Raw genomic sequence first — 20,852 nt, 5'->3', positions numbered from 1 at the left:
AAATCTTAAGTTTCATTTGGAACCTATTTTTAAAACTCATTTCCATATATTTCTCTTTGAATTTCCCAAAAGGCATCGAGTCCACCACCTATAAAAAACGTAACTATTCCGCTTACAATAGCTAGTATACTTAGTACTAATCCAATAATTCCTAAAATACGACCAGTCTTTACATTTTCGTAACCCATATAAAGGTCTGGGTTTGCATAATAAAGTGCTTTGGCTTTGTTCGCTAAAACTATCGCCAGTATTCCAAAGATAATTCCTAGTACTCCATAGCAGCAGCAACCGATAATGGATAAAATCCCAAAAACTAGAATTAAGGTTGAGTTAGGTAATTTTTCTTTCATTGATTAGATTAGTTGGTTAGATTATAAAATTGCACCATTTTAATGATATATGAAATAATCATTACAGATGCATTAAAAAGAATAAAGGCGATTTTAATATTAAAATCACCTTTGAATTTATAAAAAATATTGAAAATTAGAAATATAGCAAATAAGACAAGACTATATATAGCCGGATACATTATAAAGGCTTCTTTAAAATTGCCTTGGAATAATAACACCGCAGCTCTTTGTCCACCGCAACCATAACATTCTACCCCTAAGAGCGTTTTGTTAAGGCATGGGAGCATATATTCTTCGTATCCCGTATTAATTTTTCACAGTAATTTTCTTAGTAACACTACGGTTATCTGAAGTATTTAGTTGCACTATATAAATAGCATCTCTAAAATTAGCAGTAGTAAAACTAAATTCTTTTTCGCTTGTTGAGAGGTTTTTACTTACAACAGCTCCACCATTTAAATTGAAAATAGTAATGTGGTTTACTTCAACATCCTGAGGTATTTTCACCTGTAAGCGCCCTTCATTATTATTCTGAAAAACATCTATAGAAGCAACGAATATTTCTTCTTCTTTCGTTTCCTGAACTTTTTCTTCTTCCGTTGGTTGATCATTTTGAAAAGCCAAAAAGAAGCGATCTTTAGATTCACCATTTACCTGAACTTTGTAATGATCCTCTTTAATATCGGTAAACCTTTCATTTTCTGAATCGTATAAATATATATTTTCGTTGCCTAGAAATTCAGTTTCTGCAATAAAGAAATCAACTTCCATTTCGCTTGTAGTTAAAATATTAAGCGGAAGCATTGCAGAGCGATCGAAAGGTAAAACATTTATCATATATTCTCTTCCGTCGATATTCCAAGCAGCATCGCTGGTCAATTTACCAAACATTGGTGCGTCCATAGCTTTATCGGCTCCTTTAGTAGCTTCATCTTTAAATGCAACTAATAGCTGTCTGGTGTAAGTATCATTTAAGCTGATATTCAACCGAACTTTATATGGTTTTTCTTCGTCAATTATTACTGAAGAATTTTTGTTCTTACCATTACCGTAAGAAGATTTTGTTCTTGTTTTCAAATTAATTCCACGTTCATCTACTCGGTAACTATTTTTAAAAGTTAATTTGCCACCATTTTTTGTACCTACGACTGTAAAACCTTGTCCTATGGGAGCATATCTTCTTTCATATTCAAGGCCTAAAGCACCACCGCTATTTTCTACTTCTTTCCCGGTTTGATTTTTATATTTTTTAAAAGTTGCAGGAACATAATCATTTGCACCGGGAGAGTAAGCACCATATCCACCCTCATAATCTTTTACATAGTGAGAATTACCATTTTCCTTACTATCCCAAAAATAAGCGATTCCAGTTATATCATTGTCGGGATCTTTTAAAAAAGCGTTTAGATCGATTGTAGAGGGGTAAGGATTTCCTACGAGAATCGTGTTATTTTCATTAACATTAACTATTATGTCGCCATTGTTAGGTATCCCTCTAAAATCATAGCGTTGTTGACTACCAGGGTTATTCTTAACTCCGTTTACGGTAACTGTATTTTTTCCGTTGGTGCCTTTCATGGTAAAACCCATACCTGGCTGCAGTTTATTAATTTGCTTACCAATTGGATCCCATGATTTATAACCCACGCCAGAGAGTTTGTAGATCCATCTTGTAGAGATGGTTAAAGGGCTGGCACTACCATTGGGACCATTAGTTAGCCTAACAGGATTACTAAGTGTATTGGTTGCTGGTTCAAATAAAACCTGATCTAAAGTTTTGCCATTCGTTTCTACCGGCATGCCCCAGTAATCATAATCAAAAGAATTAGATGTTCCTTCCTGGAAAACCGATAAATAGCCTTTGCCTTTATTTTTGGTATCTAATCCCTGCAATAACTGAGCATCTTCTCTTAAATATATACTTGCTTCAGTTTCTTTAGAATTATTTTTATTTAATTCTATGGCACCATTAACGAATAGCAATTCATTTTTCACATACACATAATTATCTTCTCCATTCTTAGATGGAGAAACACTCAAATCTGTTTTATTTTTTTCATTTTGTGCATGCATAAAAATAGGGAAGATTAGTGCTAAAATTATATAATAGTGCTTCATAATTACTTTAAATTTGCAAGACAAAAATAGTCTAATTTTCTCTTTAATATACGGAATTTTTTAGAATTTAGACGAAAGGAAGAAAAATGAAGACGAAAAATAACAAATCTCAAATACTTAATACTCTTGTTATTATAGTAGGTGGTGTCTTATTGATATATGGAATGTCGGTTAATGACAGTTCTCCTTATGCTAAAATTTTTGGGATTATAATTTTAATGTTCGGTCTTTATCGCGCGACGCAATATTGGTCTGCAACCAAAGATGATTATAAAAAAGATCAAAAAGAACAGGAATAATGACTTTAAAACAAGGAGATGTAGTTCATGTTCTCGATGATGATATCGAAGGAGTAATTGTAGAACTGTCAGGTAGTTTCGCAACAATAGAAACGACAGACGGTTTTCCTATGAAGTTTGAATTGAAGGATTTAGTCAAGATCGAGCGGAATAACGATCCTTTGCTGGATGTCGAACAAGACGTTATTCGTAGAGCCCTGGAAGAGAAAGAGAATTTCAAAAAGAACAGGAAAAGAGCTATTTCTAAGAAAAAAGAAAAGCAAATTCCTGCGATGGAGGTAGATCTTCATATAGAGAAATTACTACCTTCAAAAAGAGGATTTTCTAATCACGATATTCTTACAAAACAAATCGATACTGCACGTGGGCAGCTAGAATTTGCGATTAGAAAAAGAATTCAGCGGATTGTTTTTATCCACGGAGTGGGGGAGGGTATTCTAAGAGCCGAATTAGAATATCTATTTAGTAGATACGATAACGTGAAATTTTATGATGCCAACTATCAACAATATGGTTTAGGCGCTACAGAAGTCTATATTTTCCAAAACGCCTAATCCACATTTTTTATTCTTCAACATTATCGGTTGGGGTTTCTTCTTCGCTATCTTCTTCAGAATCTATATTTCTTAGATAAGTTTTATTGAATGAAGAATTGAAGGAGCCCATGTTATAATCTCTGTTCGTATTGATATCTGGAGAATTTCCGTTGCTATCTTTCAAACTAAATCCCGAAATAATAACTTCAGTAATAATCTTTCTATTAATACGGTTCTCAATATAGGTAGGGTTTTCTCCAACTAATTCTTTATAAAATTCATTTAAAAAATTTAGTTCGCCTTCATTTCTATAATTTAATGGATTTAGAATCTGTCCTTCATCCAAATTTTCTAAATCTCTTTCGTCCACTTCGTTTCTGGTAGGTACGCCATCACCATCATCATCTGCATCTAAGTAATTAGGAGTTCCGTCACGATCGGTATCTAAAAAACCGTTATCTTCCCAACTTCCTTCTTCCGGATCAAGTTCAAGCCTGGTTGGTACATTGTCACCGTCGTCATCAATATCTAAATAGTCGGGAATTCCATCACCGTCGGTATCTAGCATCTCTGCATCTGATAATGCAGGATCGTAGCCTTCCATACTATTTGGTATGCCGTCGCCATCGGTATCGGCATCATTATTATCATTAGAGACATCGCTATAAGCAACGCGAATAGTCACCGTTCCTGCATCTCCGCTTACAAATTCCTGCAGCACTTTAGGTTGGCTAGGAGGAACATTAGAACAGAAATAGTCGTTTGCTATCGCGCCATCGTAAATCCTGTAGATAAGTCTATTACTGCTGCTTAAACTGAAAGTGTACTCATCTTCCCGAACATCTGTAATTAAAAGATTGCTTACGCTATCATTTATAGTACCGCTCGCATTTAAAACAAGGGATAGACTTTCGTAAACTCCATCATTGTTTGTTGCATAAATTACTTTTTGCTCCAAACCGCAGACATTAAGAGTTGCATTTTCAATAGCAAAATCGGTAACCACTATATCGCCATCATCACAAGAGTACAGTAATATTATAAGGCTTAACAATCCTAATGTCTTTTTCATAAAGAAGCTTTTCGGCAAAAATAGAAGTTTTCTATATTTTCAACGGAGCTTCTTTAAAATTATTTTAAATACTCTTACATTTGCGCACCATGGAAAAAGTATATTTAGACTCTGCCGCAACAACCCAAATGCGACCTGAGGTTATTTCAAAGATAACCGAAGCAATGCAGCAAAATTACGGGAACCCTTCATCTACCCATAGTTTTGGTCGATCTGCTAAATCGTTAATCGAGAAAGCTCGTAAAACCATAGCAAAACAGTTAAATGTTACAGCTGCTGAAATTATTTTTACTTCAGGAGGAACTGAAGCTGATAATCTCGCACTTAACAGTGCTGTTCGAGATCTTGGTGTGAAAAGAATAATAACTTCAGAAATTGAGCATCACGCTGTTTTATATTGTGTAAATCAGCTACAAGATTGTTTTGATGTCGAAGTTGAATACGTAAAGCTAACTAATGAAGGTGAAATTGATCTTGAAGATTTAGAAAATCGCCTTGACTCTTCTGAAGTTAAAACTTTGGTTAGTTTAATGCACGTAAATAACGAAGTAGGAAACAAACTTGATATCAAGAAAGTAGCTGAAATGTGTAAGGCACATAAAGCCTTGTTTCATTCAGATACTGTACAATCTATTGGGCATTACGAAATGGATTTGCAGGAAGTTCCCGTAGATTTTACAGCAGTTAGTGCGCATAAATTTCACGGCCCTAAAGGAATTGGCTTTGCTTATATTCGTAAGAATAGCGGTTTAAAACCATTAATCTTTGGAGGAGAGCAGGAGCGTGGTTATCGCGCCGGTACCGAAGGTTTACATAATATTGTTGGTTTAGAAGAAGCTTTCAAACTTGCATACAGTAACTTAGAAGAAGAAAAAGCGTACACCACTAGCTTAAAATCTCATTTTATAGATGCTCTTAAAAACGAAATCCCCGGAGTAAAATTCAATGGGAAAAGTGGAGATTTAGATAAAAGTACGTATACTTTAATTAATGTAAATCTTCCTGTGAGTGAAGAAAAGGCCTTGATGTTGTTGTTTCAACTAGATTTAAAAGGTATCGCTTGTTCTAAAGGAAGTGCGTGCCAGAGTGGAAGCGACAAAGGTTCGCATGTTTTGAATGCTTTTTTAAGTGAAGAGGATTTAAAAACACCTTCTATACGTTTTTCATTTTCAAAATTTAATACCAAAGAAGAAATTGATTACGTGGTGAAAACCTTGAAAGAATTTATGGAATCTTAGTTTATCTTTTAATAAAATAAAAAGCCTCGCAATTTGCGAGGCTTTTTTGTGTTGCTTAAAGAAGCTTTTTTCTGAAAAGATTATTTTCTGAAGAATTTAGCTTCATAGGTATTGACATTACCTACGTTATCTGTCACTATCAGTTTGAAATTATTCTCTGTTTCGGTAACCACACCATCAGAAAAGTCGTGTGTTAGCGTATTATTTTTATACTCATATTCCATCAATATGAATTTCCCATTAACTGTTGCTCTATAACCCTGGATACCGGAAAGATCATCGCTAATTTTCACCTTTAGCGTATTATTACTCGAAATCCATTGGCCATCACTAAAATTAACTGGTCTAATAGATGGCGGAGTAACATCTGCAACCAATGTATATTCTCCAAATGTTCTCGTACCGGTGGTAAAGCGCGTTGGTTTTTTATATGTTGTAGAATAACTTGGGCGACCATAGCTATTGATTCTGGCAACAAATAGCTTCTCTTTTTGAGCCTCTGGGATATCACTAACATCAAAACCAATAGTCATGTTTTTGTGGAGCGGCACATCGTCATGATGTACATTTACAGTATCACCCATAAATTCTATATCTAAGAATGTATCATAATACAAAGCATTTTTAGGAATGTAAATATCGATACCATTTTCTTCTATAGAAAAAGTTTCATTGTAATTGGTAAAATAATCGGTAGTTTTTTCATCTTTCGGTGTTATTTCTCCAGCAAAACTTCCTTTGATAGGAATTCTTATTGTTTTAGAATTTCCTTTAAAATCGGTAACTTCGACTACATAGTTATAATCTAATCCATCTTCAATTTCCAATTTTCCTTCGTTTACAACACCGCCATAAATACTTAGCGGATTGTTACTTTCTTTAAACAATTTCTGAACTCTTTTTCGATGATTCGAATAGTATTCATAATCAATTAAAAAATTAAGATATCTACTTTCTCCAAATGATATACGCTGAAAGTCGAGATTAATAACCGGAGAACCGTTAAGACTGGCTTCAATTTTATAAACTCCGTTTTTATTGGGGGCAAGACTTTTTTGATCTACTGTAGAAATACCAAAACCAATTTCTCCACATGCTTCTACCGGATTTGTAGTGTAGGAGCCATCATTTTGCGGAATCAATCTCAATTTTTGTCGATTTGCTGAATTATTCACATGTGCTCCTTCGCCTATAGGATATGCAAAAAGGCCATCTACAATGGGATCGCGATTATCTTCAATATCAATTCCAAACATTTCAGGATTCATTGGTCGTTGGCTTCCGTCACGAATTTCAAAATGAACGTGTGGGCCACCGCTTCCGCCGGTATTTCCGCTAAAAGCAATTAATTCACCTTGTTCTACCGGTAGGTCTGCAGCTTCAGGAAAAAGTTCTATTTCGTAAGATTCTTTGTTGTATTGTCTTTCTTTTAGATAGGCTTCAATTTTTGGCGAAAGCTTCTTTAGATGGCCATAAACCGTGGTGTAGCCGTTTGGATGCTGAATGTAAAGTGCCTTACCATAACCATAATGCTGAATTTTAATTCTGCTAACATATCCTTTTGCTGAAGATTTCACCTCTAACCCCTGTCTTCCCTGAGTTTTAATATCTAACCCAGCGTGAAAGTGATTAGATCGTAATTCTCCAAAAGTTCCCGATAATATCAATGGAATATCCAGTGGTTTTTCAAAATAATCCTGAGGGACATTATCAACCTGTGCATAGGTTGCCAAAGAAAATAAGCCTATAAAAAGAATAAATAATTGCTTCATAAATCGTCTAAATACATTAAATTCTACTCGCGTAAAGGTAATCAAACTTCATGCAAAATTAAGTCACTATAATTTAGAATGTTAGGAATTACAAGGCTTAAAAAAGAAAATTGAAATAAAAAATCATTGCAAATTTAAAACGGTATGTTAACTTTGTAAGGATTAGTATCGAGTTTAGCTTTTATGAGTGAGATCACCGAAATAGTTGATAATCTTGAGAATAGGATTAGCAAATTACTGCATAGGCACGAGTTGCTAAAGCAGGAAATGCAGTCGATCCAAGAGGAAATGACAGCGGTGAAATCTGAAAATACCTGGATGAAGGGAGAGTTGGAACGCTCTAATAACCAGATAAAAGACTTAAAAGCAGCAAACGCGATGCTTGGCAGTAATGATTATAAAAAAGAAACTAAGCTTAAAATAAATAGTCTCATTAGGGAGATCGATCAATGTATCGTTCAGTTATCTGAATAAATGCCGATGGAAGACAAGCTTAAAATAAAAATTTCGATTGCAGATAGGGTGTATCCTCTAACTATTGATCCTCGCCAGGAAGAAGGATTAAGAAAAGCTGCAAAAAAAATCGAAGCTATGATTAAGCAATTTGAGCAAAGTTATGCCGTTAGGGATAAGCAGGATGTATTAGCAATGTGCGCATTACAGTTTGCAGCCCAGACGGAACAAAAAGATATAGATAAAAGTGAAGAGATGCAAAAAGCAGAAGACAAGTTAAGGTCACTTAACGATTTATTGCAAAAGCATATGGCTTCCTAAACGTTCTTTAAATAAAATAAGGTTACTGCCTGTATTAGTTAAATTTTGATAAACTCAACAGATAATTCTTTAAAGAGGGTGAGTCTAAGTTGTAAAAGCGCGCCGTTCCCGTAAGGGACCACGGATTCTTGATCAGCTTGTTAGCCCTAAACTTGATTTTAAGGAGTTTAATACAAAACAACTACTAATACAGGCTTTTTTTATATATAAACATAACATATGGAAATAGTATTAGCAATAGTTGGAATTATAGTGGGCATAGGTATAGGTTTTGCCGTAGCCAAATCTCTAGAGAAGAAAAAAGCCTCTGCAACGATTAAAGAAGCGCAGGATAAAGCCGCCGGAATTGTAAAAGAGGCGAAAAGTGAAGCAGAAAGTATTAAGAAAGATAAAATACTTCAGGCTAAAGAAAAGTTTATAGAATTAAAGTCTGAGCACGAAAAAGTAATTCTTTCCAGAGATAAAAAAATTGGTGATGCAGAAAAACGTACTCGTGATAAAGAATCTCAGGTTTCCAGCGAGCTTTCTAAAAACAAAAAATTAAATAAAGAATTAGATACCAAGGGTAAAGAGTTAGAGACTCAGATTGCAGATTATAATCATCGCAACGAATATCTTGAAAAGAAACAAGAAGAGATCGATAAACTTCATAATAGTAAAGTTCAGCAATTAGAAGTTATATCTGGATTGTCTGCTGCAGAAGCTAAAGATCAATTAGTAGAAAGCTTAAAAGACGCTGCGAAGGCAGATGCAATGGCTGTAATCCAGGACACTGTAGAAGAGGCAAAACTTACCGCTCAGCAGGAAGCTAAAAAGATTATTATTAACACGATCCAAAGAATAGGAACAGAAGAAGCGGTAGAAAACTGCGTATCTGTTTTTAATCTTGAAAGTGATGATGTAAAAGGTAGAATTATTGGTCGTGAAGGACGTAATATTCGAGCGATAGAGGCTGCTACTGGTGTAGAGATTATTGTTGATGATACTCCTGAAGCTATTATCCTTTCTTGTTTTGATTCGGTTAGAAGAGAGGTTGCAAGACTTTCCTTGCATAAATTAGTAACCGATGGTCGAATTCACCCAGCAAGAATTGAAGAGGTAGTTAAGAAGACGAGAAAACAAATAGAGGAAGAAATTATCGATATAGGTAAACGTACCGTTATCGATCTTGGAATCCATGGTTTACAACCAGAATTAATAAAGATGGTAGGACGAATGAAATATCGTTCTTCTTACGGGCAGAATCTGCTACAACACTCGCGTGAAGTTGCTAAACTTTGTGGCGTGATGGCTGCGGAATTAGGAATTAATCCGAAACTAGCAAAAAGAGCAGGATTACTGCATGATATTGGTAAAGTCCCAGAAACAGAAACTGAAATTCCTCACGCTATTTTAGGAATGCAATGGGCAGAGAAACATGGCGAAAAGGCCGAGGTTTGCAACGCTATTGGAGCTCACCATGATGAAATTGAAATGAATTCTTTACTTTCTCCTATCGTACAGGTTTGCGATGCTATAAGTGGAGCCAGACCAGGAGCTAGAAGACAGGTTTTAGATTCTTATATTCAACGTTTAAAAGATCTAGAGGAAATTGCCTTTGGATTTGGAGGCGTTAAAAAAGCCTATGCTATTCAAGCGGGTAGAGAATTACGTGTGATTGTAGAAAGTGAAAAAGTGAATGATGATAAAGCGAGTAATTTATCTTTTGAAATTTCACAGAAAATTCAAACAGAAATGACCTATCCAGGTCAGGTTAAAGTGACAGTGATTCGTGAAACAAGAGCAGTAAATATTGCGAAATAATTGTTCAAGACTGAATTGAATAAAAAAAATCCCCGGAAATTCCGGGGATTTTTTTTATTTTCTACTATTTCAGATTGATTACTAATCGTCGTAAATATTAGAATACGAATTACCTTCAGTCACAAAAAACTCTCCGGTAACATATCTAAAATGATCATCTAATTCATCGATTTCCGCTAAATCGTCTTGATCTAGTTGATAACCAGAACTCGCTAGGTTTTCTTTAATTCTACCTTCGTTTGTAGATTTCGGAATTACCGCAGTTCCTCTTTGCACTGCCCAGTTAATCAAAATTTGCCCTGCAGAAGCACCATGTTTTTTAGCAATTTTGATAATTATAGGATTTTCTAGTAAACTTGGTTCATCCTCACCTTTCATTGCTTCAGAACGGTCACCGCTTCCTAATGGAGAATAAGCAGTTACATTGATCTTATGCTTACTGCAAAATTCTAAAAGTTCATTTTGGTGTAAATATGGGTGTAATTCTACCTGCAATGCTTCAGGCTTTTCATCGGTTTTACTAATAAGGTCTTCCAATTTATTTGTACTGAAATTAGAGACTCCTATGTGTTTTACTAAACCCTGTTTTTTAGCTTCAACCATAGCTTCCCAGGTTTCTATAATAGGCACTTCTTCTAAAGAGTAGTATTGTTCGTCTTTATCAGGAAATCCAACTCCTTTTTCAAAAGCTACCGGCCAGTGAATTAGATAAAGATCTAAATAATCTAGTTTTAGGTCGCTTAAAGTCTGCTTTAAAGCAGGGATTACATCCTCTTTTTTATGCGAATCATTCCATAGTTTAGAGGTGATCCATACATCTTCTCTTTTTACATCCCCTTCACTAAATACTTTTTCAAAGGCTTCACCAACTTCGGCCTCATTACCATAAGTAGCAGCGCAATCTATATGTCTATAGCCATTGTTTAAAGCTATTTCTACTGCCTTCGCAACCTCTCCTTTGCCAGATTTCCAGGTTCCAAGACCAATAGCTGGTTGTTCATCTCCGTTCTTATACTTTAATGTTCGTAATGGTTTCATAATAATTTCTTTTTTTCTAAATTAAGAAGAGAATTATCCAAAACGAAGAGTATAGCTTGTTTTAGCAGAAATTTAATACGGTTTCTTAACCTTGGTTAATTTTTCTTAGGATGGAATTTTTCCAGCACTTCTCGTAGATACGTTCGATCTACATGCATGTAGATTTCTGTAGTAGTAATACTTTCGTGACCTAACATTTGCTGAATAGCTCTTAGATCGGCTCCATTTTCTAGTAGGTGTGTCGCAAATGAATGCCTAAAAGTATGCGGACTAATTTTCTTTTTGATATTCGCTTTTTCAGCTAACTGTTTTATGATCGTAAATATCATTGCGCGGGTAAGTTGACCGCCACGTCGATTAAGAAAAAGTGTATCGGTAGCTTCAGGTTTTATTTTTTGATCGGGTCTAACTTCGTCTTTATAAATATTAATGTACTTAATATTGTAATCTGAGATGGGTACAAAGCGTTGCTTATCACCTTTCCCGGTTATCTTTATAAAACCTTCATCAAAAAATAAATCCGATATTTTTAGATTCGTAAGTTCAGAAACACGTAAACCACAACCGTATAAGGTTTCTATAATTGCGCGGTTTCTTTCGCCTTCAGCTTTACTTAAATCTATTGTTGCAATAAGCGAATCTATTTCTTCTACAGAGATGGTAACTGGTAGTTTTCTTCCAATTTTAGGAGCTTCAAGAAGATCGGTAGGATTATCTTCTCTATAATCTTCAAATATCAGATAGTTAAAAAAGCTTTTTAAGCCAGAAATAAGTCGTGCACGAGATCTTGCATTTAGTTCTTTTGCTATCTCATATAAAAATAATTGTAGTGTTTCCTGGTTAATTGTAAGCGGAGAGCTAGAAATCTCTTTAACTTTTAAAAAGCCTATCAATTTAATTAAATCTAATTCGTAGCTATTAATCGAATTAACTGAAAGTCCGCGCTCTAACTTTAAATAGGTAAGGTAATCCTTTAAAATATGCTCCCATTTCATGTGTTAAAGATACAATTTTGGCTCATTCAACCTTAATAATACTTTAGGCTTTGCTAAGATTTATTTAAGAATCCCATGATTACATTTGCGACATAATCAAAAACAAAAATGTTATTATGAAGAAGTCAATTTTCGTTATTGCTTTAGTATTATTTGGAGCAACAACTATGAGTGCGCAGGAAGCTTGGAATTTTGGTGTTAAAGGTGGAGTAAACTTCGCTAACTTTACTGGAGACGATTTTAGTTCAGATAATTCAAGAACTAGTTTTAATGTAGGTGTATTAGCAGAAATTCCAATTGCAGATCGTTTTTCTATTCAGCCAGAGGTTTTGTATTCTGGACAAGGTTTTGATTTTTACGAAAGAGATCAAGAAAATGTGTTCGATACAGATGATAATGTAGAATACCAAGTAGATTACGTAAGTGTTCCTGTTTTAGCTAAAATTTATTTAGTTGAAGGTTTAAGCTTACAAGCGGGACCATCATTTAACTTTAAAGTGAATGAAGAGCTGGATTATCAACCACTAGATGATGCTGGTGATATCGATACTGATATAGCTAGAGATTTTGAATTTGGCGGAGTTGCTGGTCTAGAATATAAGTTTAACAATGGATTCTTTATTCAAGGCCGATATAACTACGGTTTCACTAAACTTATTAAAGATGATAGCGCATTTGGAGACGCAGACATTCACAACTCTGTAATTCAAGCAGGTGTTGGATTTATGTTCTAAGAGATCATAAAAGCAACCAAACTAACTAACCAAATTATGAAATTAAGCGGAAGATTTTTCTTCCGCTTTTTTTATACCTTTACCTCACTAACTGCATTATTTATGAAATTACTTATCATTAATGGGCCAAACCTAAATCTTTTAGGAACAAGAGAGCCTGATATTTACGGTAATCAAACTTTCAAGGAATATTTTGATGATTTACAAAAGAAGTTTGGTGATGTAGAATTGTCGTATTACCAAAGTAATATTGAAGGCGAAATTATTGATATGCTTCATGATGCCCGTAAAGAATTTGATGGTATCATATTAAACGCCGCTGCTTACACTCATACTTCCGTAGCTATAGCAGACGCCATAAAAGCGATCGAAATACCAGTTGTAGAAGTTCATATTTCTAATACTCACGCAAGAGAAGAATTCAGGCACAAATCTTTTTTATCTCCTGTAGTAAAAGGCGTGATTTTAGGATTCGGACTCAAAAGTTACGATATGGCGATCCAAAGCTTTTTATAATTTCTTCGGAATGAAAAAAGCCTATCTTAATTGGAGTAGTGGTAAAGATGCTGCATTGTCGTTTTATAAGATTCAGCAAAAATCTGAATTTGAAATAGCAACATTATTTACTTCTGTAAATAGCGATGTTAATCGAATTTCGATGCATGGAGTACGCCTTGAACTTCTAGAAGCACAAGCGAAAAGTATAGGTTTGCCTTTGCAAGTTGCAGAGTTATCAGGAAATGTTTCTATGAAAACTTACAACGAAGTAATGCAAACCGAAACCACAAAACTGAAAAATGAAGGAATCGATTTTGCAGTTTTTGGCGATATATTTTTAGAAGATTTAAAAGAATATCGAGATCAGCAATTATCCGAAATAGGTCTTAGCGGAGTTTATCCACTTTGGAAAAAAGATACCAAAAAATTAGTGGAAGATTTTATCGAATTAGGATTTAAAGCGATTGTAGTTTGTACGAATGCTGAATATCTAGACGAAACCTTCTGCGGAAGAATAATTGATCATCAATTTTTAAAAGACTTGCCAGAAGATGTTGATCCTTGTGGTGAAAATGGTGAATTCCACACTTTTGTTTACGACGGACCTATTTTTTCTGAAGCAATTAAATTCGAAATTGGTGAAAAAGTACATCGCATTTATCAAAAAGAAGAAGAAGGAGAGGATAATTGTTTTACAGATGAAGATACGAACTGGGATACCGGTTTTTGGTATTGTGATTTAATCTAGAATATAGACCGCTTCGTTGTTAGATGTTAGAAGATAGACTTTTTTAAATGCTAAATGTATTGAATTTTTAATGCTGAATGAAAAACATCCAAATTGGACGTTTTTAAACTGTTTTTTTCAATGCTCAGCACCAAACCGAAAATATTCCCCCTTCGAGGCTAGGGAAATTCATATAGGTCGTTCTTGAAGTAATTTTTTTCAGCGGAAAACATTAAACGGAAAACCGGTACTAACGTCTAAAGACTAACAACTTTTTCAACCGAACAAAAAAAGCCCTGAAAATATCGATTTTCAGGGCTTTTATCTTAAGTTTAAGTTCTAATTTCTCAGATCTTATTTCTGTTAGATATGGATCACTTCATCGTAAGCAGCAGCAACAGCTTCCATAACCGCTTCACTCATTGTTGGGTGAGGGTGAACGGTTTTTAATACTTCGTGACCTGTAGTTTCTAGTTTTCTACCAAGAACCGCTTCAGCAATCATATCGGTAACGCCGGCACCAATCATATGGCAACCTAACCATTCACCGTATTTTGCATCAAAGATCACTTTTACAAATCCGTCTGATTTTCCGGCAGCTTTAGCTTTACCAGAAGCAGAGAATGGGAATTTACCTACTTTAATTTCGTAACCTGCTTCTTTGGCTTGTTTTTCAGTAAAACCAACTGATGCAATTTCAGGAGTAGCGTAAGTACAACCAGGAATATTTCCGTAGTCTAAAGGTTGTACATTCATTCCTTTAATTTTTTCAACACAAATAATTCCTTCCGCAGAAGCAACGTGAGCAAGCGCCGGGCCGTGAACTACATCACCAATGGCGTAAATTCCGTCTTTATTTGTTTTATAGAAATCGTCTACTATGATCTTATCTTTATCGGTTTTGATGCCTAATTCTTCAAGACCAATATTTTCGATATTTGTTTTAATTCCAACTGCAGAAAGTACAATATCAGCTTCTAAAGTTTCTTCACCTTTTTTGGTTTTCACTTTCGCTTTTACGCCTTCGCCAGAAGTATCAACACTCTCTACAGAAGAGTTTGTCATTACTTTAATACCAGCTTTCTTAACGCTACGCTCAAACTGTTTAGAGATTTCCTCGTCTTCTAAAGGTACAAGATTAGGTAAGAATTCTACGACAGTTACCTCGGTTCCCATCGAGTTGTAGAAATGAGCAAACTCAACTCCGATCGCACCACTACCAACAACGATCATTTTCTTTGGTTGTTTATCCAAAGACATAGCTTCACGATATCCAATCACTTTCTTACCGTCTTGCTTTAGGTTTGGCAATTCGCGAGAACGAGCTCCTGTTGCTACGATAATATTATCTGCAGAATACTCTGTCTTTTTATCTTTAGCATCGGTAACTTCTACTTTTTTACCGGCTTTAAGTTTACCGTAACCATCGATAACATCGATTTTGTTTTTCTTCATAAGGAACTGTACGCCCTTACTCATTCCACCAGCAACATCACGACTTCTTTTAATTACAGCACCAAAATCCTTATCCGGACTTTCTAGTGTTAAACCGTAGTCTCCGGCATGTTTAAGATAGTCAAAAACCTCTGCACTTTTAAGCAGCGCTTTTGTAGGGATACATCCCCAGTTTAGACAAACACCACCAAGGTTTTCTTTTTCCACAATAGCTGTTTTAAAGCCTAATTGTGAAGCACGGATTGCAGTTACATAACCACCGGGCCACTACCTAAAACAATGATATCGTATTTACTCATATTTGGATTTTTTTTAAACAAAAAATAGTTCCTGCGAATTTAAGGAATATTAGTTTAACCGAAAAGTTTTGAAGTTATGGGATTGCTTGAAAGTTTAATGATTTGCTAAAATATAAAAAGCCTTTATCTATTTTGATAAAGGCTTTTTTGTTATTTAGACTTAATTTTTATTTATTAAAATTAGTCAAGTTTTTTAACCGCGTTCTCACTTATATTAGAAGCTTTCATTACGGCTTTATAATCTGAAATATCAATATTGTTATTTTTAGCTAAGACACCTGAGGGAACGATTACCATTCTGAAAGTTTGATCTACTGTAAAGTCTTCTCCCAAAGTTTCTAAAGCAATATTTCCTTGAAGATAGATATTTACGTCATCTAGAGTATGATTATAATTGTACTGCATTTGGCCACCACCTTCCAAATAAAAAGTTTGTGGTAACAAAGTCCAAACGTCATCTCCATCATCTTCTTTTTCTAATAGATAAACTAGTACCGCATCAGATCCAAAAACATCAACATCAATTGGGAAATTATAAAATATAGAATATTCTGGAGCGGTAAAAGTCACTGTTTTCTCTAGAGTAGTTCCTATCAATCCATCTTCACCAGGAGGACCCTGTGGGCCTTGAGGGCCTGGTTCGCCATCATCAGAACAAGAGGCGAATAAAAATGTAGTTGCGAATAATAAGGTGAATATCTTTTTCATAGGTAGTAAGTTTAAGTTATTTATTAAAATTGATACTGGCTGAATTTACACAATAGCGTTGTCCTGTTTCTGTAGGGCCATCATCAAAAACATGACCTAAATGGCTTCCGCAATTAGCACACAATATCTCTGTTCTAAGCATTCCGAACGTTCGATCTTGTATGTATTCTACTTTTCCTTCGATAGCATCGTCAAAACTTGGCCATCCACAGCCACTTTCAAATTTGCTATCACTTTCAAACAATTTTGTATGACAGGCAGCGCATTGATATTCGCCATCTTCAAAATGTAAATTATATTTACCGGTGTGCGGTGCTTCGGTGCCTTTTTCTCTTAATACTCGATATTGTTCGTCAGACAGCTGTTCTTTCCATTCAGCATCCGATTTTTCTATATTATACTTTTTCATGATATATTTTATTTGTTGGTTGCTTCAAAGTCCATAGCGACACCGTTTATACAATGTCTTTTGCCAGTAGGTTTAGGGCCATCATTAAAAACATGACCTAAATGACCGCCGCATTTTGCGCAGTGAACTTCGTCTCTTTGGTATCCTAGCTTAGAATCAGATCCAAAATCTACGCCACCTTCTATAGCGCGATCAAAACTTGGCCAGCCGGTACCGCTTTCAAACTTATATTTGTTTTCGTAAAGTTCGTTTCCGCAAGCAGCACAGGTAAACGTTCCGTTTCCTTTTACAGTTAATAGGTCACTAGAGAACGGGCGTTCTGTAGCCGATTTTCTAAGCACTTTAAATTCTTCATCTGTAAGCTCTTTTTTCCATTCACTTTCAGATTTAGAAATTTCAAATTGTTGCTTTTTTTGCGCTTTTTCATCTTGCGCATTTCCTTTGCAACTTATAAGCGAAAAAGTGGCAAGCATTATAAATAGTAACTTTCTCATTGTTTTTATTTTGAAAGTTACAAAGATTATGCCGTGATGAACGTTGTGATTTTGTTAATAACAGTTGGGTCACCTAATATTCGGCGATGGCCTAAACCTTCAGTCAAATAAAGCTCGCTGCTTTTTAATTGCTTATGGATTTCTTCTGCGCAGCGGTAATTTACATCAACATCATCTTTATCGTGTATCACCAGTGTTGGAGTAAAAACACTTTGCGCTGAAATCGCCCCAGAATAATTATCCATATCCTGACCAAATTTCTCATCAAAATTGGACTTGAGCAGGTAAGCTACTTCTTTATCCATGTGTAGATTTTGGACAAATTCTTCAGTTAATTTAGTGATACTATTAGCAGTGCCTATAATCACGGCTTTATTTGCGGGAAGCCTTCTTTTAGCACTTTTAATGTTGACATTCCCCCTAAAGAATGACCAACAATTGAATGGAATGGCCCATGTTTCTTTTTAAGGAAATGAATGGCTTCGATAAAATGTGGCATCATACTCATTTTTCCTGGAGCTTTTCCATGTGCTGGAGCATCGAAGCTTACCGTACTAAAACCTAACTTCAGTAATGCTTCTGCGATTTTAGAAAGTTGAGTTCCACGACCGCTCCAACCATGCACCAGCAGTACTTTTTTATCACTTTTACCATATTCATAAATTACAATTTCTCTATTGCTTTTGGGTAAAATCACCTTAGATTGTACAGAATTCGAATCCATTTCTTTTTCTCGCTGCGGCAATTTGTAATTAAGTGGAGTGAGAAATAGTTTAGCTGCAAATTTACTAGCCAGAAATGGCGATAACCAGTTTAACACCTTTCCTGTATATAACAGATAGGAGGGTAGCAATAGTTGCTGTATCGGAGTTTTATCTTTATGCTTCTTCGCCATTATGTACTAAAATATGGAATTAAAGTATTTCTTATTTTTTCATGTCTTATTTGTTAAATCATACTTAAACAAATCTTTAAACAGGTTTCGCTTTTGTAATTTTAACAAAATTAATCTATTAAACTATGAAAATTAAGAAGTGGGTATTAGTTCTTTTTGCTGTTGCTCTTACAGTAGTCGCATGTAAAGTGAATCCTTTCACAGGAGAAAAGAATATCAATTTTGTAAGTAACGATCAATTATTTCCGTCATCATTTCAGCAATACGATGCATTCTTAGATAGTAGTAATGTGGTAACCGGAACGGCAGATGCTAGAATGGTAAAAAGAATAGGTGATAAGATAAAAACTGCTGCAGAGCGCTATTTAAATGCTAATGGCTATCAGGGATTTTTAGATGATTTTAGATTTGAATATAATCTTGTGAATGACAATCAGGTAAACGCCTTTGCGATGCCGGGAGGTAAAACTGTAGTATATACCGGAATTTTACCTATTACACAAGATGAAACTGGTCTTGCTGTGGTAATGGGACACGAGGTAGCTCATGCACTTGCAGATCACGGCGCGCAGCGAATGAGTAGAGCACAAATACAGCAGTTAGGAGCGGTGGCAGGAACCGTTGCTTTAAGCGGAAAAAGTGCACAAACGCAACAAATTTTTGCTCAGGCCTACGGAATTGGTTCTCAGGTAGGAGTAATGTTACCATTTAGTAGAAGCCAGGAGGCTGAGGCTGACAGAATTGGTCTAACATTAATGGCTATAGCTGGTTATAATCCAGAAGAAGCAGCTGATCTTTGGAGAAGAATGCAACAAAATAGCGGAGGAGCTTCAACACCAGAATTTCTAAGCACACACCCATCAAACCAAACAAGAATAAATAATCTTGAAGCATGGGCGCCAGAAGCTAAAGCTGAAGCTAAAAAATACGGTGTTACTTCGTTTCAGTAACAACTCAAAATAAATAGATAATAAAAAGCTACACTTTGGTGTAGCTTTTTTATTTTTATTCCATGAAAAATCTTCCAAAAGGTAGTAAGAAACTACTAAACGCATGGGCATTTTACGACTGGGCTAACTCGGTTTATAGCCTGGTGATATCATCAGCGATCTTTCCTATTTTTTATGGGGCACTTACTATTATTAAAGATGCTGAAGGAAATAAAATTGATGATACGGTTCGTTTTCTTGGAATAGATTTTAATAACGATTCCTTAATTTCTTATGTAACTGCGGCTGCTTTTTTAGTAGTTTCCGGGCTTAGTCCGTTTTTATCGGGAATAGCCGATTATGTAGGGAATAAGAAGAATTTTTTAAAATTCTTTTGTTATCTGGGCGCGATTTCCTGTATAGGCTTGTTTTGGTTCGATTTGGATTATTTATGGTTTGGATTGCTATGCTATTTTCTAGCCCTTATTGGATTTTGGGCGAGTTTAGTATTTTATAATAGTTATCTACCAGATATCGCTTTTCCCGATCAGCAGGATAAAATAAGTGCGAAGGGGTTTTCCTTAGGATATATTGGAAGTGTAATCTTGCTAGTTCTTTGCTTATTGATGATCCTGAAATATGAGATGTTCGGTTTCGAAGATGAAGGTTTACCTACACGATTATCATTCGTATTAACCGGAGTTTGGTGGATAGGTTTTAGTCAGTATACTTATCATTATCTCCCAAAAGGAACAAAAAAAGCCAAGCTAACGAAGAATGTAATGTTTAATGGTTTTAAAGAACTCCGAAAAATATGGAAATCCTTAAAACATAATTTACAGCTTAAAAGATACCTCGTTGCCTTTTTTGTTTATAGTATGGCAGTGCAAACTATTATGCTAATTGCTACGTATTTTGGTATTGAAGAACTAGATTGGGGAGAGCAGGATGCAACTACAGGATTAATTGTAAGTATCCTATTAATTCAGTTAGTCGCAGTTTTGGGCGCAACAATTACTTCTAAATTAGCAGCCAAGATTGGTAATATTAAAACCTTAATTTTTATAAATATAATTTGGGTACTCATATGTGTGTATGCATATTTTGTCACCACCCCTAATCAATTTTATGTTGCAGCAGCCAGCGTTGGTTTGGTAATGGGTGGAATTCAGTCACTTTCGCGTTCTACCTACTCGAAGATGTTACCCGAAAATGCGCTGGATACTGCAAGCTATTTTAGCTTCTATGACGTTTCCGAAAAAATAGGGATTGTGATCGGAATGTTTATGTACGGCGCAGTTGCACAAATTACCGGTAGTATTAGAAACTCAATTTTATTTTTAGTAGTCTTTTTTATCGGAGGGATAGTTTTGTTGTTTAGAGTGCCAAAAATAAGTGAATAGAAGATAGAAACTGGATATTAGAACGCTCCGCTGTGAAAATATAGATCATAGAAAATAGACGAGAGAAACAAGAAGCAGGAATGAGGATTATATTAAGTTTAATTCTGAATTTTGTATTCTATATGTCTTTGAAACAAATAAAATCGCTACGTTTTAAGATGATAAAAGAATGAGAAAAATGAGATTTTTATTTCGCTGAATTTTTGTTTTGGAAGCAAAAGGAATACATTAAATTGCTGATTGCTGATTGCTGATTGCTGATTGCTGATTGCTGATTGCTGATTGCTGATACCCATCCATAAA

General features: G+C 35.2%; 23 protein-coding genes, 1 other RNA gene and 1 pseudogene. 12 read left to right on the top strand and 13 right to left on the bottom strand.

Going from position 1 to position 20,852, the window contains the following annotated elements:
• Window positions 1–29: 29 nt before the first annotated feature.
• Genes QWY91_RS06920 through QWY91_RS06910 form a run of 3 tightly spaced genes read right to left on the bottom strand, consistent with a single transcriptional unit; the run spans window position 30 to window position 2,471 of the window.
• The gene (locus QWY91_RS06920) at window positions 30–350 is read right to left on the bottom strand and encodes a CCC motif membrane protein (RefSeq protein WP_290232982.1); all 321 of its coding nucleotides are present in this window, start codon (window positions 348–350) and stop codon (window positions 30–32) included.
• An 8-nt stretch (window positions 351–358) separates the two neighbouring features.
• On the bottom strand, window positions 359–640 hold the full coding sequence (locus tag QWY91_RS06915; RefSeq protein WP_290232980.1) for a DUF2752 domain-containing protein: 282 nt from the start codon (window positions 638–640) through the stop codon (window positions 359–361).
• Between the two features lie 19 nt (window positions 641–659).
• Window positions 660–2,471, bottom strand: coding sequence for a T9SS type A sorting domain-containing protein (locus QWY91_RS06910; RefSeq protein ID WP_290232978.1), 1,812 nt, complete (start codon window positions 2,469–2,471; stop codon window positions 660–662).
• An 86-nt stretch (window positions 2,472–2,557) separates the two neighbouring features.
• Between QWY91_RS06910 and QWY91_RS06905 the strand changes: the two genes are divergently transcribed.
• On the top strand, window positions 2,558–2,770 hold the full coding sequence (locus QWY91_RS06905) for a hypothetical protein (protein WP_290232976.1): 213 nt from the start codon (window positions 2,558–2,560) through the stop codon (window positions 2,768–2,770).
• Window positions 2,770–3,324: a DUF8465 domain-containing protein gene (locus QWY91_RS06900; protein ID WP_290232974.1), complete on the top strand. Its 555-nt coding sequence runs from the start codon at window positions 2,770–2,772 to the stop codon at window positions 3,322–3,324. The genes QWY91_RS06905 and QWY91_RS06900 overlap by 1 nt, the downstream gene beginning before the upstream one ends.
• Window positions 3,325–3,334: 10 nt before the next feature.
• On the opposite strand, the gene QWY91_RS06895 is transcribed toward QWY91_RS06900, so the two are convergent.
• Entirely contained in the window at window positions 3,335–4,378 is a 1,044-nt protein-coding gene (locus QWY91_RS06895) for a hypothetical protein (RefSeq protein WP_290232972.1), read from the bottom strand.
• Window positions 4,379–4,467: 89 nt separating this feature from the next.
• Here QWY91_RS06895 and QWY91_RS06890 point away from each other — a divergent pair, with 89 nt between their 5' ends.
• Window positions 4,468–5,616, top strand: coding sequence for a cysteine desulfurase family protein (locus tag QWY91_RS06890; RefSeq protein ID WP_290232970.1), 1,149 nt, complete (start codon window positions 4,468–4,470; stop codon window positions 5,614–5,616).
• A gap of 80 nt (window positions 5,617–5,696) precedes the next feature.
• Here QWY91_RS06890 and QWY91_RS06885 read toward each other — a convergent pair whose 3' ends face one another.
• Window positions 5,697–7,388, bottom strand: a complete 1,692-nt coding sequence (locus QWY91_RS06885; RefSeq protein ID WP_290232968.1) for a M23 family metallopeptidase — start codon at window positions 7,386–7,388, stop codon at window positions 5,697–5,699.
• 183 nt (window positions 7,389–7,571) lie between these two features.
• Here QWY91_RS06885 and QWY91_RS06880 point away from each other — a divergent pair, with 183 nt between their 5' ends.
• From QWY91_RS06880 to rny, 4 genes are all read left to right on the top strand, one after another.
• Window positions 7,572–7,862 (top strand): hypothetical protein, encoded by a 291-nt coding sequence (locus QWY91_RS06880; protein ID WP_290232965.1) that lies wholly within the window; start codon window positions 7,572–7,574, stop codon window positions 7,860–7,862.
• Between the two features lie 6 nt (window positions 7,863–7,868).
• On the top strand, window positions 7,869–8,162 hold the full coding sequence (locus QWY91_RS06875; RefSeq protein WP_290232963.1) for a cell division protein ZapA: 294 nt from the start codon (window positions 7,869–7,871) through the stop codon (window positions 8,160–8,162).
• Between the two features lie 52 nt (window positions 8,163–8,214).
• Window positions 8,215–8,331, top strand: a non-coding RNA gene (ssrS, locus tag QWY91_RS06870) — 6S RNA.
• 50 nt (window positions 8,332–8,381) lie between these two features.
• Window positions 8,382–9,965 carry a ribonuclease Y gene (rny, locus tag QWY91_RS06865; RefSeq protein ID WP_290232961.1) on the top strand — a complete coding sequence of 528 codons (1,584 nt, stop codon included), beginning with the start codon at window positions 8,382–8,384 and terminating at the stop codon, window positions 9,963–9,965.
• Between the two features lie 81 nt (window positions 9,966–10,046).
• Here rny and QWY91_RS06860 read toward each other — a convergent pair whose 3' ends face one another.
• Both QWY91_RS06860 and xerD read right to left on the bottom strand, forming a co-directional pair.
• Complete coding sequence (locus QWY91_RS06860) at window positions 10,047–11,003, bottom strand: aldo/keto reductase (protein WP_290232959.1); 957 nt, start codon at window positions 11,001–11,003, stop codon at window positions 10,047–10,049.
• A gap of 95 nt (window positions 11,004–11,098) precedes the next feature.
• Window positions 11,099–11,998, bottom strand: a complete 900-nt coding sequence (gene xerD / locus QWY91_RS06855) for a site-specific tyrosine recombinase XerD (RefSeq protein ID WP_290232956.1) — start codon at window positions 11,996–11,998, stop codon at window positions 11,099–11,101.
• A 116-nt stretch (window positions 11,999–12,114) separates the two neighbouring features.
• Here xerD and QWY91_RS06850 point away from each other — a divergent pair, with 116 nt between their 5' ends.
• The 3 genes from QWY91_RS06850 (at window position 12,115) to QWY91_RS06840 (ending at window position 13,978) form a co-directional block, all read left to right on the top strand.
• Window positions 12,115–12,732 carry a porin family protein gene (locus tag QWY91_RS06850; RefSeq protein WP_290232954.1) on the top strand — a complete coding sequence of 206 codons (618 nt, stop codon included), beginning with the start codon at window positions 12,115–12,117 and terminating at the stop codon, window positions 12,730–12,732.
• Between the two features lie 102 nt (window positions 12,733–12,834).
• Window positions 12,835–13,248, top strand: coding sequence for a type II 3-dehydroquinate dehydratase (gene aroQ / locus QWY91_RS06845; RefSeq protein ID WP_290232952.1), 414 nt, complete (start codon window positions 12,835–12,837; stop codon window positions 13,246–13,248).
• Window positions 13,249–13,258: 10 nt separating this feature from the next.
• Window positions 13,259–13,978: a Dph6-related ATP pyrophosphatase gene (locus tag QWY91_RS06840; RefSeq protein ID WP_290232950.1), complete on the top strand. Its 720-nt coding sequence runs from the start codon at window positions 13,259–13,261 to the stop codon at window positions 13,976–13,978.
• A 342-nt stretch (window positions 13,979–14,320) separates the two neighbouring features.
• Here the strand turns inward: QWY91_RS06840 and lpdA are convergent.
• From lpdA to QWY91_RS06810, 6 genes and pseudogenes are all read right to left on the bottom strand, one after another.
• Window positions 14,321–15,711, bottom strand: a pseudogene (gene lpdA, locus QWY91_RS06835) (dihydrolipoyl dehydrogenase).
• Between the two features lie 180 nt (window positions 15,712–15,891).
• Window positions 15,892–16,419 (bottom strand): hypothetical protein, encoded by a 528-nt coding sequence (locus QWY91_RS06830; RefSeq protein ID WP_290232947.1) that lies wholly within the window; start codon window positions 16,417–16,419, stop codon window positions 15,892–15,894.
• A gap of 16 nt (window positions 16,420–16,435) precedes the next feature.
• Window positions 16,436–16,828, bottom strand: a complete 393-nt coding sequence (gene msrB, locus QWY91_RS06825) for a peptide-methionine (R)-S-oxide reductase MsrB (RefSeq protein ID WP_290232945.1) — start codon at window positions 16,826–16,828, stop codon at window positions 16,436–16,438.
• Window positions 16,829–16,836: 8 nt separating this feature from the next.
• Window positions 16,837–17,322 carry a peptide-methionine (R)-S-oxide reductase MsrB gene (gene msrB, locus QWY91_RS06820; RefSeq protein WP_290232942.1) on the bottom strand — a complete coding sequence of 162 codons (486 nt, stop codon included), beginning with the start codon at window positions 17,320–17,322 and terminating at the stop codon, window positions 16,837–16,839.
• A gap of 26 nt (window positions 17,323–17,348) precedes the next feature.
• On the bottom strand, window positions 17,349–17,627 hold the full coding sequence (locus QWY91_RS06815; RefSeq protein ID WP_290232940.1) for an alpha/beta fold hydrolase: 279 nt from the start codon (window positions 17,625–17,627) through the stop codon (window positions 17,349–17,351).
• A gap of 59 nt (window positions 17,628–17,686) precedes the next feature.
• A complete protein-coding gene (locus tag QWY91_RS06810; protein WP_290232938.1) occupies window positions 17,687–18,217 on the bottom strand; it encodes an alpha/beta hydrolase in 531 nt (176 codons plus the stop codon).
• Between the two features lie 125 nt (window positions 18,218–18,342).
• Between QWY91_RS06810 and QWY91_RS06805 the strand changes: the two genes are divergently transcribed.
• Together QWY91_RS06805 and QWY91_RS06800 are read left to right on the top strand one after the other, a co-directional pair.
• Window positions 18,343–19,167, top strand: coding sequence for a M48 family metallopeptidase (locus QWY91_RS06805; protein WP_290232936.1), 825 nt, complete (start codon window positions 18,343–18,345; stop codon window positions 19,165–19,167).
• A gap of 62 nt (window positions 19,168–19,229) precedes the next feature.
• Complete coding sequence (locus tag QWY91_RS06800; protein WP_290232933.1) at window positions 19,230–20,549, top strand: MFS transporter; 1,320 nt, start codon at window positions 19,230–19,232, stop codon at window positions 20,547–20,549.
• The last annotated feature ends 303 nt before the right edge of the window (window positions 20,550–20,852 follow it).

The organism is Zunongwangia endophytica (assembly GCF_030409505.1).
Taxonomy (GTDB): domain Bacteria; phylum Bacteroidota; class Bacteroidia; order Flavobacteriales; family Flavobacteriaceae; genus Zunongwangia; species Zunongwangia endophytica.
This window is presented reverse-complemented; position numbering and strand designations above follow the sequence as displayed.